The 16,212-nt window shown below is 51.1% G+C and carries 17 protein-coding genes; 11 read left to right on the plus strand and 6 right to left on the minus strand.

Annotation, left to right across the window (positions count from 1 at the left end; genetic code table 11):
* Nucleotides 1–52: 52 nt before the first annotated feature.
* From thiC to EZV61_RS06665, 6 genes are all read left to right on the plus strand, one after another.
* A complete protein-coding gene (thiC, locus tag EZV61_RS06640; protein WP_130566724.1) occupies nt 53–2,050 on the plus strand; it encodes a phosphomethylpyrimidine synthase ThiC in 1,998 nt (665 codons plus the stop codon).
* Nucleotides 2,047–3,657 carry a thiamine phosphate synthase gene (gene thiE, locus EZV61_RS06645; protein WP_131414740.1) on the plus strand — a complete coding sequence of 537 codons (1,611 nt, stop codon included), beginning with the start codon at nt 2,047–2,049 and terminating at the stop codon, nt 3,655–3,657. Before thiC ends, thiE begins: the two co-directional genes overlap by 4 nt.
* On the plus strand, nt 3,654–3,857 hold the full coding sequence (gene thiS / locus EZV61_RS06650; protein ID WP_131414741.1) for a sulfur carrier protein ThiS: 204 nt from the start codon (nt 3,654–3,656) through the stop codon (nt 3,855–3,857). Before thiE ends, thiS begins: the two co-directional genes overlap by 4 nt.
* A gap of 21 nt (nt 3,858–3,878) precedes the next feature.
* Nucleotides 3,879–4,658: a thiazole synthase gene (locus tag EZV61_RS06655; protein WP_130566727.1), complete on the plus strand. Its 780-nt coding sequence runs from the start codon at nt 3,879–3,881 to the stop codon at nt 4,656–4,658.
* Nucleotides 4,655–5,767, plus strand: coding sequence for a 2-iminoacetate synthase ThiH (gene thiH / locus EZV61_RS06660; RefSeq protein ID WP_130566728.1), 1,113 nt, complete (start codon nt 4,655–4,657; stop codon nt 5,765–5,767). Before EZV61_RS06655 ends, thiH begins: the two co-directional genes overlap by 4 nt.
* 91 nt (nt 5,768–5,858) lie before the next feature.
* The gene (locus EZV61_RS06665) at nt 5,859–6,299 is read left to right on the plus strand and encodes an Rrf2 family transcriptional regulator (RefSeq protein WP_114337412.1); all 441 of its coding nucleotides are present in this window, start codon (nt 5,859–5,861) and stop codon (nt 6,297–6,299) included.
* 16 nt (nt 6,300–6,315) lie between these two features.
* On the opposite strand, the gene EZV61_RS06670 is transcribed toward EZV61_RS06665, so the two are convergent.
* Nucleotides 6,316–6,924: an HAD-IA family hydrolase gene (locus EZV61_RS06670; RefSeq protein WP_114337413.1), complete on the minus strand. Its 609-nt coding sequence runs from the start codon at nt 6,922–6,924 to the stop codon at nt 6,316–6,318.
* Nucleotides 6,925–7,184: 260 nt separating this feature from the next.
* Here EZV61_RS06670 and EZV61_RS06675 point away from each other — a divergent pair, with 260 nt between their 5' ends.
* From EZV61_RS06675 to EZV61_RS06685, 3 genes are all read left to right on the plus strand, one after another.
* Nucleotides 7,185–8,084 carry a diacylglycerol/lipid kinase family protein gene (locus EZV61_RS06675; RefSeq protein WP_131414742.1) on the plus strand — a complete coding sequence of 300 codons (900 nt, stop codon included), beginning with the start codon at nt 7,185–7,187 and terminating at the stop codon, nt 8,082–8,084.
* 61 nt (nt 8,085–8,145) lie between these two features.
* The gene (locus tag EZV61_RS06680) at nt 8,146–8,895 is read left to right on the plus strand and encodes a HesA/MoeB/ThiF family protein (RefSeq protein ID WP_114337415.1); all 750 of its coding nucleotides are present in this window, start codon (nt 8,146–8,148) and stop codon (nt 8,893–8,895) included.
* 58 nt (nt 8,896–8,953) lie between these two features.
* Nucleotides 8,954–9,439 carry a glutathione peroxidase gene (locus EZV61_RS06685; protein WP_131414743.1) on the plus strand — a complete coding sequence of 162 codons (486 nt, stop codon included), beginning with the start codon at nt 8,954–8,956 and terminating at the stop codon, nt 9,437–9,439.
* 24 nt (nt 9,440–9,463) lie between these two features.
* Here the strand turns inward: EZV61_RS06685 and EZV61_RS06690 are convergent, their stop codons facing one another.
* From EZV61_RS06690 to EZV61_RS06705, 4 genes are all read right to left on the minus strand, one after another.
* A complete protein-coding gene (locus tag EZV61_RS06690; protein WP_158537975.1) occupies nt 9,464–10,180 on the minus strand; it encodes a flagellar brake domain-containing protein in 717 nt (238 codons plus the stop codon).
* A gap of 84 nt (nt 10,181–10,264) precedes the next feature.
* On the minus strand, nt 10,265–11,122 hold the full coding sequence (locus EZV61_RS06695; protein WP_131414744.1) for a mechanosensitive ion channel family protein: 858 nt from the start codon (nt 11,120–11,122) through the stop codon (nt 10,265–10,267).
* 24 nt (nt 11,123–11,146) lie between these two features.
* Complete coding sequence (locus EZV61_RS06700; protein WP_165569549.1) at nt 11,147–12,574, minus strand: GH1 family beta-glucosidase; 1,428 nt, start codon at nt 12,572–12,574, stop codon at nt 11,147–11,149.
* A 250-nt stretch (nt 12,575–12,824) separates the two neighbouring features.
* Nucleotides 12,825–13,718: a DMT family transporter gene (locus EZV61_RS06705; protein ID WP_240695162.1), complete on the minus strand. Its 894-nt coding sequence runs from the start codon at nt 13,716–13,718 to the stop codon at nt 12,825–12,827.
* Nucleotides 13,719–13,956: 238 nt separating this feature from the next.
* On the opposite strand from EZV61_RS06705, the gene EZV61_RS06710 reads away from it, so the two are divergent.
* Nucleotides 13,957–14,139 carry a helix-turn-helix domain-containing protein gene (locus EZV61_RS06710; protein WP_407642913.1) on the plus strand — a complete coding sequence of 61 codons (183 nt, stop codon included), beginning with the start codon at nt 13,957–13,959 and terminating at the stop codon, nt 14,137–14,139.
* A gap of 63 nt (nt 14,140–14,202) precedes the next feature.
* Here the strand turns inward: EZV61_RS06710 and EZV61_RS06715 are convergent, their stop codons facing one another.
* Nucleotides 14,203–14,781 (minus strand): YtfJ family protein, encoded by a 579-nt coding sequence (locus EZV61_RS06715; protein WP_131414746.1) that lies wholly within the window; start codon nt 14,779–14,781, stop codon nt 14,203–14,205.
* Nucleotides 14,782–15,105: 324 nt separating this feature from the next.
* On the opposite strand from EZV61_RS06715, the gene EZV61_RS06720 reads away from it, so the two are divergent.
* Nucleotides 15,106–16,212, plus strand: a complete 1,107-nt coding sequence (locus EZV61_RS06720) for a YjgN family protein (protein WP_131414747.1) — start codon at nt 15,106–15,108, stop codon at nt 16,210–16,212.

A 16,212-nucleotide genomic window follows, 5' to 3' on the forward strand; every position in this document is an offset into this window, starting at 1 on the left:
ATCTATCGGTGCGCCGGCGTTAACTGTTACTACGGATTAACGTGAGGCCACAATGACACAAACCACGACTGTTTCAGAAAGCAATCCACGGCGCGACGCCCGTGCCGCCGCGCAAGCATTTTTTGCCAATTTGGCAGATCTCTCTTTTCCTAATTCGCATAAAGTTTTTGTGCAGGGTGAATTACCTGGCGTGAAAGTCGGGATGCGTGAAATTTCGTTGTCGCCAACCTTAGTTGGCGGCACAAAAGCGCAGCCTGAATTTGAAGATAACGCGCCGATCCGCGTTTATGATACCTCAGGTTACTACACAGAAGCTGATGCCAGCATCGACCTGCAACGCGGTTTACCGCGCTTGCGTCAACAATGGATTGAAGCGCGCAATGATACTGAAGCGCTCGCTGGTGCCAGCTCACTGTTTGCCCAGCAGCGTCTTGCCGACGAAGGCTTAGACCATATCCGTTTTGAGCATCTACCTAAGCCGAAAAGAGCTTTGGCGGGGCGTTGTGTCACCCAAATGCATTACGCCCGCGCAGGCGTGATCACCCCAGAGATGGAATACATTGCGCTGCGTGAAAATATGGGCCGGGCTGAAGTGGCAGCGGAGCTGGCTGTGCAACATCCGGGCGAGGCATTCGGCGCGAATTTACCAAAGCAGATAACAGCGGAATTTGTTCGTAACGAAGTGGCTGAAGGGCGGGCGATTATTCCAGCCAATATCAATCACCCAGAGTCGGAGCCGATGATTATTGGCCGTAATTTTTTGGTCAAGGTGAATGCCAATATCGGTAACTCGGCGGTGACCTCTTCGATTGAGGAAGAGGTAGAGAAGCTGGTGTGGTCAACCCGCTGGGGCGCCGACACTGTGATGGACCTGTCAACGGGTCGCTATATTCACGAAACCCGTGAGTGGATCATCCGTAATAGCCCGGTGCCGATTGGCACCGTACCTATCTATCAGGCATTGGAAAAAGTGAAAGGGGTGGCGGAAGATCTCACTTGGGATGTATTCCGTGACACCTTGATTGAGCAGTGTGAACAGGGCGTTGATTACTTCACCATTCATGCCGGCGTGTTGCTGGCCTATGTGCCGATGACGGCGAAACGGATGACAGGTATCGTTTCCCGTGGTGGTTCAATCATGGCGAAATGGTGCTTGTCTCACCATCAGGAAAACTTCCTCTATAGCCACTTCCGCGATATTTGCGAAATCTGTGCTGCCTATGACGTTTCCCTCAGCCTGGGTGATGGCTTGCGTCCCGGCTCGGTCGCGGATGCTAACGATCAGGCACAATTCAGTGAACTCTATACCTTGGGTGAGCTGACCAAAATCGCTTGGGAATATGATGTGCAGGTGATGATCGAAGGTCCTGGTCATGTGCCGATGCAGTTGATCAAGGAGAACATGGATAAGCAGCTCTCAGCCTGCCATGAAGCGCCTTTCTATACGCTGGGGCCGCTGACCACAGATATTGCGCCCGGCTATGATCACATCACATCAGGTATTGGTGCTGCGCAGATCGGTTGGTACGGCTGCGCTATGTTGTGTTACGTAACGCCAAAAGAGCACCTTGGCTTGCCAAATAAAGCCGACGTGAAAGAGGGGTTGATCACTTACAAGATCGCTGCGCATGCGGCCGATTTAGCCAAAGGCCATCCCGGTGCTCAAGTACGGGACAACGCGCTCTCCAAAGCACGTTTTGAGTTCCGCTGGGAAGATCAATTTAATCTCTCCCTTGACCCCGACACCGCCCGTGCTTATCACGATGAAACAATCCCCCAGCAGTCGGGCAAGCTGGCGCACTTCTGTTCCATGTGTGGGCCGAAATTCTGCTCGATGAAGATCTCTCAAGAGGTGCGTGAATTTGCCGCAAAGCAGGAGCAGATCAGCATTAAGCTGCTGGATGAAACTATTACGGTGGCAGTGGACAGTGTCGAAGGAGCCGAGCAAGGGATGGCGAAGATGTCTGAAACCTTCCGCCAGCAAGGCAGCGAACTCTATAAAGCGCCGACCGACGTTGCCGCTGCAGAAGGGGAGAAAGTCAGCGAATGATCACCCCTTATACCTGTGGTGGTGAGCTGGTTGCCGGTGGTGGAGAAGGCCAAGTCTCTGCCATCGTTTGGGCCATTGGTGGTTCGGATTGTAGTGCTGGAGCCGGTATTCAAGCGGATCTGCAGGCGATTAATGGCTTAGGTGCCCATGGTTGTACTGTGATCACCGCGGTGACGGCGCAGAACTCGGTGGCCGTTTCTCAGGTTAATCCAGTGTCTGATCTGGTACTGCAATCTCAGCTGGATGTGTTGCTTGCAGATTTGCCACCGCGGATCATCAAGATCGGCTTGTTGGCCACGGTGTCACAAGTGGTCATGGTCAGCCAATGGCTGCAGCAGTTAAAACAAACATCGGAGCAAACAGGGCATCGCGTACCGCTGGTGGTCTATGACCCCGTTGCGGTGGCGAGTAGCGGAGACAACTTAGTTGCTGAGTCCACCTTGACTGCGGTTACTAAACACTTGCTACCTTGGATCGATCTACTCACGCCGAACGCCATGGAGGCCGCACTGTTAGCGGGTATGGCATTGCAAGATGGTGTGCTACCTGAACCCGTGATCAAGCAACTACTGGCGCTGGGCGTCGGGTCGGTCTTGATCAAAGGTGGGCATTATCAACTGCTGGCTGATCACTGTTTGGACTATTGGAGCAATGGAGACAGTCAGCGCTATCTATCAGCGCCACGTTTGGACACCGCCCATGGCCATGGTACGGGGTGTAGTTTGGCTAGCGCCATCGCGGCGATCTGGGCGCAAGGATATGCATTAGAAGATGCCCTGGTGTTTGCCCGTGGTTATCTGCAGCAGGGCTTAGCTGCGGCAGTGTCATTGGGTGCTGGCGCCGGCCCTGTAAAGCATTTGGGATGGCCAACGGATAGCGTTATGTTGCCGCGGGTTGGCGCATCGCTGGCTGAGTTAACAGCGTCGGATGAGTTGGTCTCGCCAGTACCTTTTGCGCCTTGCCCGCAACGCTTGGGTCTATATCCGGTGGTCGATTCTGTTGCTTGGCTTGCGCGTTTGCTCGCGGCGGGCGTTAAGACATTGCAGCTGCGGATTAAGGATCCTCAGTCGCCAGATCTGCGCCAGCAGATAGCGGCAGCAGTGGCTCTTGGGCATCAATATCAAGCGCGTCTGTTTATAAATGATCACTGGCAGTTAGCTATCGAGTTGGGTGCCTATGGTGTTCATCTGGGACAGGAAGATCTACAAACCGCCGATCTGGCAGCCATTAAGCGCGCTGGATTGCGTTTGGGCATCAGTACCCATGGTATCTATGAGCTGCTACGTGCTGCCCAGTTGCGACCTAGCTACTTGGCGCTTGGCCATATCTTTGCCACCCAAACCAAGCAGATGCCTTCTCAGCCTCAGGGGCTATTTCGCCTGGCGCAGCAGGTGCAACTGCTACCCAATACGCCGCTGGTGGCCATTGGCGGCATTGATGCCGAACGCGCCAGCGCAGTGATGAACACTGGGGTGGGGAGCTTCGCCGTAGTCAGTGCGATCACTAAAGCCACTGTGGCGGAATCGATGATTGCGAAATTACAGCATATTGCCGGTGATCCTGTGGCTGTTGCTGAGACAAATAGAGTGGCAGGAGCCTGCTTATGATCACTGTAAAAGTAAACGGTGAGGCGGTGGACTGCCCTGTCAGCTCGACCGTCGCCGATCTGCTGCGGTTAACTGAAGTCGACACCCTTGGGGTGGCGATTGCAGTCAATCAACAGGTATTACCAAGGGCGCAGTGGCATCTGCATGAGTTGGTTGGCGATGAAGATTTGCAGCTATTTAAGGCGATCGCCGGTGGCTAAATTGAACAGTGAGATTACACCATGTTAAGCATAGCGAAGAAGCAATTCAGCAGTCGGTTATTCTCCGGCACCGGTAAGTTTGCCAGTCGTCAATGGATGACCGACGCATTGCTGGCCAGTGGCAGTGAGTTGGTCACCATGGCGATGAAACGGGTGGACTTTAACGCCAGTGATGACGATATCTTGCAGCCTCTGATCGATGCGGGTGTGTCACTACTGCCCAATACCTCTGGTGCTAAAAGCGCCGAAGAAGCGGTGTTTGCAGCCAATTTGGCGCGCGAGGCGTTAGGTACCGAATGGGTTAAGCTGGAGATCCATCCGGATCCCAAATACCTACTGCCAGATCCTATTGAAACCCTATCAGCAGCAGAAACGTTGGTGAAACAGGGCTTTGTGGTGATGCCTTATGTTCATGCCGATCCTGTGCTGTGTAAACGGCTAGAGGAGGTGGGTTGTGCGGCAGTCATGCCATTGGGATCTCCCATAGGTTCGAACCAAGGGCTGCGTACCCGAGAGTTCTTAGAGATTATTATTGAGCAGGCTCACGTGCCTGTGGTGGTTGATGCTGGCATCGGTGCGCCATCTGATGCCGCCCTGGCGATGGAGCTGGGCGCTGATGCGGTGCTGGTGAATACCGCCATTGCCGTTGCCGCGGATCCGGTCGCCATGGCTCGGGCATTTAAACTGGCGGTAGAGGCCGGACGGATGGCCTATGAAGCGGGTTTGGCCGGGCGTCAATCTGCGGCAGTGGCTAGTAGCCCATTGACTGCGTTTCTGGATCAACCGCTGGAGGCGCTGTGAGTTTTGCCGAGCTGATCGCCGATTGGGATTGGGATGATTTGTCTCTCACTATCAATGGCAAAACCGCCGCTGACGTGCGGCGTGCGTTAGCTAAACCTAAGCGTGATCTGAATGATTTTCAGGCACTGATCTCCCCTGCTGCTGAGCCGTTTCTGGAACAGATGGCACAGCAAGCCGCTCAGTTAACTCGGCAGCGATTTGGTAATACCATTCAGCTCTATATTCCACTGTACCTGTCAAACATGTGCAGCAATATTTGCACCTACTGTGGTTTTTCGATGCACAACCCGATACGCCGGAAAACCCTTGATATGGTGGAGCTGCGTCGTGAAGCGGAAGCGATTAAACAGATGGGTTTTGACCACCTGTTGTTAGTCACTGGCGAGTCGGAACGTAAGGTGGGGATGGCGTATTTCGCCCAGGCGCTACCGCTGTTGCGAGAGTATTTCTCCCATATCTCCATGGAAGTGCAGCCGCTGGCGCAAGATGAGTATGAACAGCTGATCAGTCTGGGGCTTGATACCGTGTTGGTGTATCAGGAGACCTATCATCGCCGTACTTATGCTGAGCACCATACCAAAGGGAAAAAGCGGGATTTTGATTGGCGTCTTGCAACCGCTGAACGCTTGGGGCGTGCCGGTATCAACAAAATTGGTTTAGGCGCGCTGATTGGCTTAGATGACTGGCGGGTGGATAGCTTTCATGTTGCTGCGCACCTGCACTATCTGGAGCAACAGTTCTGGAAAACACGTTATAGCTTGTCATTTCCGCGTTTGCGCCCTTGCACCGGAGGACTGCAACCAAAATCGATCATGAACGACCGTCAGTTGGTGCAGTTGATCTGTGCTTATCGTTTGCTTAATTCGCAAGTGGAGATATCGCTGTCGACGAGAGAATCGGCGACGTTCCGTGATCAAGTCTTGCCGCTGGGGATTACCACCATGAGCGCGTTTTCGCAAACCCAACCGGGCGGCTACGCTGATGGGGTTAAACCACAATTAGAACAGTTCGAGATCTCTGACGAACGCCGCCCAGAACAGGTGGCGGCCAGTATTAGTCGCTTGGGCTTTCAGCCGGTGTGGAAGGATTGGGATCGGGCGTTGACTTGATTGGAATCAGGTGGCGTCGGTTAAGTGGATGTCATCGAGTATTGAGCTGGTATAATGGCACTCCACTTATTTCATTGTGTGACGACCAGTTATGCGATTGACCACCTACACCGACTTTGGTTTGCGAACACTTATCTATCTGGCGTTATTGCCGGCTGATAAGCAGACCAGCATTGCCAAGGTCTCGGCGCACTATCAGGTCTCCCGTAATCATATGGTGAAAGTGATACATAAGCTGGCCACGCTCGGCTATGTGTCATCAACCCGGGGCAAGGGCGGTGGTATAAAGCTGGGGTTGGCCGCTGAAGAGGTCTGTATCGGTGATGTGGTTAGAGCGTTGGAGAGCGCACTGGATGGTATTGATTGCCAGTCTCCTGCGTGCTGTTTAACGCCCGCCTGCCGTCTCAAATTTGCCTTAACGCGCGCTGTTGATGCGTTTCTTGAAGTGCTGGATCAGTACACACTGGCAGACTTGGTTGAGAACAAAGATGACCTAATCCCGCTGCTATGGCAGGACGGACTCCCGGAGTAACATTTTCCCCGTTACTTTATTCAAAGTAGCCGGGTTTTGGCTGCCAAAAGGCTCGAATATCAACAGCATCCATTCCCGCTGCCCGTGCGGCGTCAATGCCAGCATCGCCATCTTCAAACACCACGCAACGTTTCGGATCTACGGCTAACTCTTGTGCCGCCAGTAAAAAAGTATCTGGATCAGGTTTGTGTCTGGTGACCCGATCCGCACCTATCACCACAGAAAACAGCTCGGCGATCCCGGCGATTTTCAATAAGCTGTGGGCTTCTTCTGTACCTGAGCCAGTACCGACCGCTTGTGGTTTTTTGCCTAAGTAATAGTGGGCAATATCGACGATCGGCGTGGTGGCGACGCCTTGCAGCATGAGCGCATCCACCCGTTGTTGCTTAAAGCCGACGCCCGGTGTGAAATCACGCGCTGCGATACCGGCGGTCTCAGCGATGATCTCCATGGTGCGCAGGGTCGGCAACCCGACCAATGAGCGCATTAGTTCTGGCAGTACTGGCAGATCGATAAAGGTTAAGGTGTCGCGCCAGGCTTGTTCATGCAACGCCATGGTGTCGAGCAGCGTGCCGTCCATATCGAAAATCAGAGCGTCGTAGTGGGAATAGTCGGAAAAATTCATAGATCACTGGCCAAGTAAGCGCATCAACACGGTCATTATACCTGTCGGCTGTAGGCCTCGTCTTGTTACATCTTGTTTCCGCCACTTTCTTGATCTGAAAGAAAATAACGTCAGCAAATGAACTTATTTTAAAACCATGTTAATAAAATGTGATCAGCGCCTCTAAGTGGTGAAAAAAACGGCATATAATCTGAAACCCTAAAAAAAGAACTATCAATTCCTTTCAGTTTTAGGGACTTAAGCTACGTCGAAAAGGAGGTTTGACGTTAGTTAACTGGGGCAAATCGATGTATGCGGTGATTGTTAATCCACTCAGTGGCAGTGGTCAGGCGCTCAGCCTGGCAAAGCGAGTAATGCAACGAATCGAACAATCGGGTCATAAAGGCCGCTTGTTGCACTGCTATGCTTTGGAGAATCTCGCAACCCAGTTAAAACATGCTGCTGACGCCGGAGTCACTAACTTGGTGATCGTTGGTGGTGATGGTACCGCCCATCAAATTATCAATCGTTTACCCCATCTGGATTTCAATATTGGCTTTGTTTCTGCTGGTAGCGGTAATGACCTGGTGCGTTCGCTTGAGCTGGGTACCTGCGAGACTGAGCAGATAGATATTGCCCTGTTTACCCCGACTCAGGATATGCCGCTGGGACGCTGCAATGGCAGCTACTTTCTCACTTCGGTCGGATTAGGGTTTGAAGGCTTTGTCGCCCATCGAGTGGCAGGGCGTCGTGGCGGCCGCCGCGCTGCTTACCACAGTGCTATTTTAGGTAGCCTATTTGGCTATCACCCGCACCGCGCTAAGTTTGTAAATTGTAAGTGGAAGAGTGACGAACAGTTTCTCATGTGTTCGGTGGCTAACAGCGCATTCAGTGGCGGTGGTTACAAGGTGGCGCCGAATGCCAGTCTGCAGAACAATGAACTGTCTTTAATACGTTTGGCGCCTATGGGTACCTGGTCACGCCTGCCGATGATGTTCAAAGTCGCTAAAGGGGCGCATGTCTCTGCTCCTGAGGTGCAACAAGTCAACTTGGACACCCTAGAGATCCGCTCAGAAACGCGGATCCCGGCGCATATTGATGGCGAACCGTTTTTCGCTAATCGTTTTCGCTTTTCCAGTGCCAATGAAACCATCCGAGTGCGTTGCCTCGGACTCCGCTAGCCAGCCTGAGCTTGATTGGTTATCTTGATCCCCCCAATTACAGCGATACAGCTTAGTCATTATGCTCACCAACCAAGAACAGCTTCGCTATAGCCGCCACCTCCTGCTCGATGATATTGGCGAGGCGGGTCAGTTAAAATTGAAAGCCGCCAGTGTGCTTATCATCGGTATGGGTGGGTTAGGCTGTCCGGTGGCGCAATACTTGGTAGCCGCGGGAGTTGGCAGATTATTGTTAGCCGATGGTGACCAGCTTGATCTCAGTAACTTGCAGCGGCAGATCCTTTATCGCAGCGATGATATCGGCGAAGACAAGGTCGACTTAGCGCAGCAGACACTGCAGCAATTGAATGACGAGATCATGCTGGAGGCGATCCCCGAACATCTCGATGAAGGGATGCTGAATGAATATATTCCCGAGGTCGATCTGGTGTTGGATTGCAGCGATAATTTCGCTACTCGTCACGCGGTTAATCGTGTGTGTCGCCAGCATGGTGTGCTCCTGATTACGGCGGCGGCGATCCGGTTTGAGGGTCAACTGAGTGCGTTTGACCATACTGACTGCGATGCGCCTTGCTATCACTGCTTGTACCCTGAAACGACCGATGCACCGCGGCTCAATTGCAGTAACAGTGGTGTGGTGGGGCCTTTGCTGGGTGTGATGGGTAGCTTGCAGGCGTTAGAAGCCGTTAAGGCGCTGCTGGGGCAGCCGTTAACTAGCTTACATCAGCTCCGTTTATTTGATGGTAAAACCCTGCAGTGGCATAACTTCAGCATCAATAAAGATCCACAGTGTCCCGTTTGCGCAAAGTGATCCGACCTGTTAGCTTGGCTGTATCCACTGTTTTCATTTATTGATGAGGCACAGCTAAATGAGTGATCTTTACGGCTTCGAAGCCACCAATAATCGTGGTGAGACTGTCTCACTGGCTGACTATCAGGGCAAAGTGCTGTTGATTGTTAATACCGCCAGCGCGTGCGGCTTTACGCCGCAATATGAGGGCTTGGAAAATCTATATAAAACGTACGCTGCACAAGGGTTTGAGGTGTTGGCGTTTCCCTGTAACCAGTTCGGTAGCCAAGAGCAAGGCAGTGATGTCGAGATCGCTCAGTTTTGCGATCTCAATTTCCACATCAGCTTTCCACTGTTTAGCAAAATTGAAGTGAATGGAGACAATACTGCACCGCTGTTTGCTTATCTTAAAAAGAATGCCAAAGGGCTGCTGGGTAGCGAACGGATTAAATGGAACTTCACTAAATTCTTGGTCAACCGGCAGGGCAAGGTGATTAAACGTTTTGCGACGGCGACTAAGCCAGAGCAGATGACCTCTGCCATTGAAGCTGCGTTGGCGGAGTAACTCGAGCCACGAGGAGAGGGATGTTTAGCTGATATCATTCTCCTCTATGCCTAACTGATTAAACAGCTCGATCAACTCCTGGATCTCACCAAATTTTATCCCTAGGGTAATATGCTTACCGTCGTGGCGGTTTTGGCTCTTCACTTCCCCTTCAATCAATAACGGCTCATCGGGGCGTGATGGAAAGAGGATCTTTACCAGCACCTCTTGCGCTGATAGGCGGCCCTGACCAAGATGCCAAGGCAGTTTAAGTCGGCAACCGCCAACGGATAGGTCAATAATGGTACCGTGAAACGCCTCGGTAGACTCATCTTTACCCGCTGCGTCAGTGGTGGTGTATATCAAGGTGGCTGGTACGTGGGTAGTAATACGTATTTGGTTACGCAGGCTGAACATCTGCACTTGTTTTGGATAGTCGACGAACAGCAATGCTTGTGGGTGATTGATGACGCCGTTTATGGTGGATTTGAAAGCGATGCATTGACCGGCATCCCCTTCGATAATTGCACGAACGATACAGCCATTACCAAGAGTTAGCTGATCTTTGTAACTGACCCTGGCTAACTCCGGGATTGCGACAACGATATACTTGGTCTCTTCGTAGCCAATCAGTTTGCATTTGAGCCTGGGTTTGCTGCCAATGCCGAATTGAAAGTCCAATAGATCGGCTGGGCGCAGTCGATTCAGCGTATCAATCACCAGTTGACGGTCGGTAACGGTATCTTTGGTTTGTTCGCTCACGTTAGCCTCCACTGGTTACGCTTTTTCGGTAAAAATAGTGCGACCACTTTCTCCCGTTGGCGAGAGAAAGTGGTATTTCTGCTATTAGCTATTCACCTGATGCAGATGCACATCTCGTTGTGGGAACGGAATGGTGACATTCTCTTTATCAAACGCCAGTTTCACCTGCTCAATTAAACCGAAGTGCACAGCCCAATAGTCATCGGATTTAACCCAGACGCGCAACAGCAGGTTGACCGAACTGTCGGCGTGGGCGCTGACATAAACTTCATGGCCCGGATCCGTGAGTACGCGCTCATCCTCTATCGCCAGTGCATCCAAAATACCCTTTGCCTGAGCGATGTCATCTTGATAGCTGATGCCAAAGGTGAGATCGACACGGCGGGTCGCTTCGCTAAACAGGTTCTTTACGCAGCCGTTCGACAACATGCCATTAGGGATCACGACCTTTTGATTATCCATGGTGAGCATGATGGTGTTGAAGATCTGGATCTCTTTTACGCGTCCAACAAAACCCTGAGCGTCGATCACATCTCCCGCTTTGAAAGGTTTGAACAGCAGGATCAATACGCCGCCGGCAAAGTTCGCCAGGCTCCCCTGTAAGGCTAAACCGATGGCTAGACCTGCAGCACCCAGCATCGCGATAAGAGATGCCGTTTCAACACCAATCATTGAAGCGAAGATGATGATCAGTATGGTTTTCAGGATCACCGACGTGATGCTGTGTAGAAAGCTTGCTAGCGTTGGTTCTACTTTGGCGCGGCCAATGGCGGCGTCCATCACCTTTAGTATCCCCTTGATCACCGACAGGCCGACAAACAGTACCACTATGGCCAGCAGTAGCTTCGGGCCATAAAGTACAGCAACTTCTATCGCTTTCTCGGTCAGGGTGGTCAGCAGGGTGACCCCTTGATCCATGCTTTGTTCTAACTGTTCTTCCATTGTTCAACTCCTTTGTGTTGCAAACTAAAAGCCATTGTTTTCTATCACACTTTGGTACCAGTATGAGGATTTTTTGCGATAACGTTGCAGGTTATTGTCGCGGTCGATGTAGAGAAAGCCGTAACGTTTTTTGTAACCGTTGATCCAGCTGAAATTATCCATCAATGACCACATATAGTAGCCCTTCACATTGACACCTTCCGCCAGCGCTTGGTGGATCACCTTTAGATGCTCGGCAACGAAATCAATACGCTCCTGATCATCGACATGTTGCTGTACTGGCAGCGAAGGAGAAAAATCCAACTGATCTTGTAAGCCGATACCATTCTCGGTGACATAGACGGGGATCCCCGGACGGTAGCTTTCGGCCCGCTGCAGAAGCTGGAGCAGTCCTTCCGGGTAGATCTCCCAATCCCAATCGGTGTAACGCCCTTGCGGGTTTTTGACAAACTTGAAGGCACCCTTGATGGAAAAGACACAATCTTGCTGTGGATCATTTTCACCTGTGGTATTGAGATGAAACTGAGTGGTTGTGGCATCACCGCTGGCATAGTGCGGGTAATAATAATTAACGCCGATAAAATCGATGCTGTCTTCGGTAAACCAGCCTAACTCTTCACCGGAATGCTCGGGTAACAGATCCCAGTCGGCATAGTATTGCCAAATATCTTCGGGGTAACGACCCAGCAGCACAGGGTCGATAAACCAGCGGTTGAGCGCACCATCAGCCAATTGTGCTGCGGCTCGATCCTGACTTGATTGCGTTGCGGGGTAGACGGTCGACATATTGAGCACTATGCCTATCTGTCCGTTGTGATCGCCTTGGTGATATTTTTGTATCGTGAGGGCATGGGCACAGAGCATGTGATGGGCTGCTTGAATCGCTTGTTTATAGCTGTGTACGCAGGGCGGGTGCAGTGCTGTTACGTAACCGTTGAGTATGCTCCAAGCAGGTTCGTTAATCGTCGCCCAATGGGGCACCCTATCGCCATATAAGCGGAAACAGTGCTCGGCGTAGGCCACAAAGTGATCAACGGTTTGGCGATTTCCCCAGCCGCCCTGCTGCGCCAGCGCAAGCGGCAGATCCCAGTGATAGAGGGTGACGTTAGGTGCAATACCGGCGGCTAAGAGCCGATCAATTAATCTATCGTAAAATGCCACCCCTTTGCTATTGAGTGCCCCCGTGCCTTGGGGTAATAAACGTGGCCAAGAGAGTGAGAAACGGTAACCGTTATGAGCCATTTGCTGTATTAGCGCCACATCTTCAGGCATGCGATGGTAGTGGTCACAAGCAATGGCGGGGTTGGCTTGTTGAAAGATCCGTTCGGGGTGTTGTTGGCAGTAATCGTCCCATATCGATGGTCCTTTGCCTGCTTCGCTGGCAGCGCCTTCTATTTGAATGGCAGCTGTCGCACTGCCCCAGATAAAGTCCTTTGGAAATTGATAGTTCATAAAGTGATACGTTGGACCGGAATCTGTTAAGTGTAGTCGGATTAATAAAAAAAACGTCTGATAACAAGGCATAAGCTTGCTCTCAGACGTTCATCCAGCTGAGGATAGGGTAATGAGTTGTCCCCAAATGTTTGCTACGGCGACAGGGGGTGTTGGCAGCAAACAACCTTCCAGAGGTTCCAGGTGCGGTGATCATAGAGCGATTGTATGACGATATTGTGACACCGTTGGCTTCAACTTAAGCCTGAGATCAGTTTCGTCGCCATTGCTGGGCTAGCACGCCACAGACGATAAACGCCAGTCCAATATAGGTGGCGGGATGGATCGCCTCCCCAAGTAAGCCGTAGATAAACAGCAGTGACAAAAATGGTGATAGAAAGATCAGATTACCAACGCGGGCGGCGCTGTCTGTAAGGCGCATGGCGGTAAGCCAGAGGATAAAGGTTATCCCCATTTCAAACAGGCCAACATACGCAGCCCCTAGCCAACCACGCCAGTCGTCAGGCCATAGGGCGCCTTGATAGCCCGCTAATACTGCACACCAAGGCGTACCAATGATAAAACAGAGCAGCAAACTCACCACCGGATCTGCTTGATGGCGGGCGTTAAAGATCCAGTAGATGGACCAGAGCAGGGTACTGGTTAACGCCAATAGCACGCCGAGGGTGGAATCAAACTGCAATGCCAGCAGATCTCCTCGGGTAGCGATGATCACGGCACCGAAGTAACCGAGCGCCGCACCCTGCCATTGTGGTCTGGTGACGCGGTGTTTTAACAGAGGGACAGAGAGCAGGGTTAAGGTGATCGCCCAAGTGTAGTTCAGGGTTTGTGCCTGTTGTGCGGGAAGTCGGTCGTAGGCTTCAAACAACACCCAATAGTACAAACATGGGTTGATCGCACCGAGCAAAGCAAACTGCAAGGGACGTTGCAGGAAGGTGGAGACCAATAGATGCAGCTTCTTTTGCCAGCCAACGACTATGCCGAGAAACAGGGAGGAGAATAACGCAGCAAGAAACACCAGCTGTGCTGGTGACAGCGTTTGCAGTGACCACTTAAATGCGGTGGCCACTGTCGACCAGAGTAATACAGCTGTGAGCGCAAAAAGAACGGCGCGAGCTGGGTCTTTGGCGTTAATCGCTTGCAATAAGTAACCTCGGAGATTTTCACCTGTTGATATTATCAGCTCACTGATGCCTTGGACTACTCTTGCTGGATCACATAACGCACTCAATCTACTTGAGATTTTTGCTATGCCCAGCGCATAGTTGAGCCCACTAAGTGAGGTAGCTCCAATAGATGACTGCCTGCTATTCGCAAACTTCGGCAGTTCGAGCTTTAATTAGTACACCGAAGTTATTACTACGCTGCCTATGGAGTTACCTATGTCGCAGATGATGTCTGTGGCCGATGTCGCCGCATTCTTAAAAGTTTCCGAAGTTAGAGTTGAACGTCTTGCCCGTGAAAAACTGTTAGTGCCGAAAGAAGCTGACGGTGAAAATCCTCTGTTTGATGAAGAGGATGTTAAGCGTTACAAAATACTCGCAGATCGTTTGGGTGGTTTGTAACGCCGCGTTCGCTGTTGTAGCGCATCACGTAACTATTGGTCAGAGCGTTCCGGCACTAGCTATTTAGCTGGTGCCTGATGCTTTGGTCAATCGTGTTATCTCTGCGCGAATGATCTCCAGTATGCCTTCGATATCCAGTACATCCAGTTTGCCCTCTTTATGCCACAGCAGTTGATTGTTTGCGTCAACGATCAATATGGCGGAATCACCGGTTTGCAGACCCCATGCTTTCCTGACGCGGCCGCGGTTATCTAGTACAAAGCGCGCACCGGGCTCTTGTAAGGTACGCTCTTCCAACAACTTGCGGATAAATTTAGCTGTGCCCCAAACGGAATCGCTGCCATTAACTATGGTGGTGGTCTGAAAATAGTGTGGGTCTAGCTTGGCATCAGTTACGGCTTGCATCGCCTCGAGATTGATATCGTTGGCGCTCTTTTTTGAGGCGATGTGTAGCACCAATCTGGCTTTGCCAGTGAGCATTGTGCTGTTCCAGTCTTGATACTTCACATCATTTTTTGCTGTGATGGTAAGTTGACCTTTATTGCTGACCTCTACTTTGGGGAGCACTTGCTTGGCCAATAGCCCCCCTGCAGAGACGTTGAACAGCAGCAGTGCACTGAGCAAAAGTAATATGAGCCGCATAGGCTACTCCTGACGTTTACTTGCTCAACCTCTTAACTGTTTTTGGCGAGCATCAATGAATGTGGCTGTTTGGCTTGAATCGCCTGTGGCCATGATCTGGCAGCAGTTTGGTCGATAGCTGCTCTAGCAAGCGGACAGACAAAGGTAACTTAGGCTTAAGGATAGGTGAGTTTTGCCCCGTTTTATTTGCTTAAATTCTCGATTTGATAATTTTCTAATCAACAGTGCCGCTTTGTTTCGGTAGCATAGGCGGGATATTTCCATTAGGAATGGATGAACTGAAGATCATCCATGAAAGATGTTTGTAAAAAGGAGCAGTAAGTGATGGAACAGTCCCCTAATACCCCTGAGGCCGATTTGACGGCAGCAACGTCAACGGTCAGTGCTACCCCTACCGAAGCCGCGATTGAGTTTGAGAGCCACCCCTTTAGCTTCCATGGTCTTGGTGGTGAATTTTTTCGTATCTGGATAGTTAATATTGTTTTGACCATCTTGACCTTAGGTATTTATGCCGCTTGGGCCAAGGTACGTACACATCAGTATTTTTACGGCAACATGCAGGTGGCTGGTGGCAGTTTTCAGTATCTCGCCAACCCTGTGACGATCCTCAAAGGGCGTATCATCGCCGTAGTGCTTTTTGTCGCTTTTTTCTTTTTAAACCAGCAGTTTCCTGTGGAAACTATGGTGGTTTCCATCCCGTTGTTTCTATTCTTATCGCCTTGGATCATTAACCGCAGTTTGCGTTTTAATATGAGAAACACAGCGTTTAGGAATATCCGCTTCGATTTCACTGGCAGTTACGGCTCCGCATTTTGCAATTTTGTCTTGGGTTATCTGGCAGTGCTCTTTAGCTTCGGTATCGCCTTTCCATGGTGGATCCGCCAGTTGAATAAGTATTTGGTGAATAACACAAAATATGGCGACGCGCCGTTTGAAGCAAAGTTAGATGTGGGTGAATACTACATCACGTTTCTGATGGCGATGCTGATTGCCACCGTTCTCTATATCGGCTTGTTTGTGCTCGGCGGCTTGAGCTTTGCGGGTGCGGCCTTCGATGCACCTGCTGTGGCCACAATTGGTACAGGCATTACTGTCTTGGTGGGTATCATTGGCTTCACTTTCGTCAAAGCGTTTGTCAACGCTCGCTTGGGTAATTTGTTGTTCAACAATACCAAGTTAAAAGAGAACAAATTCAAGAGCCAGTTGGATGCCAAAGCGTTAACCAAACTCTATCTGCTTAATGCGCTCCTGATCATCGTCACTCTTGGTTTCGCTATCCCTTGGGTGATTTGTAATTTGGTGCGTTATCGGGCTGAAACCCTAGTGCTGGAAGGGAATGATTTGGACAGTTTTGTTGCTGCGCAGATTGATGCCGGCAATGCGATTGGTGAAGAGATCGGTGACGTTTTTGATATCGAGCTAGGTCTGTGA

The organism is Corallincola luteus (assembly GCF_004336975.1).
GTDB classification, from domain to species: domain Bacteria; phylum Pseudomonadota; class Gammaproteobacteria; order Enterobacterales; family Neiellaceae; genus Corallincola; species Corallincola holothuriorum.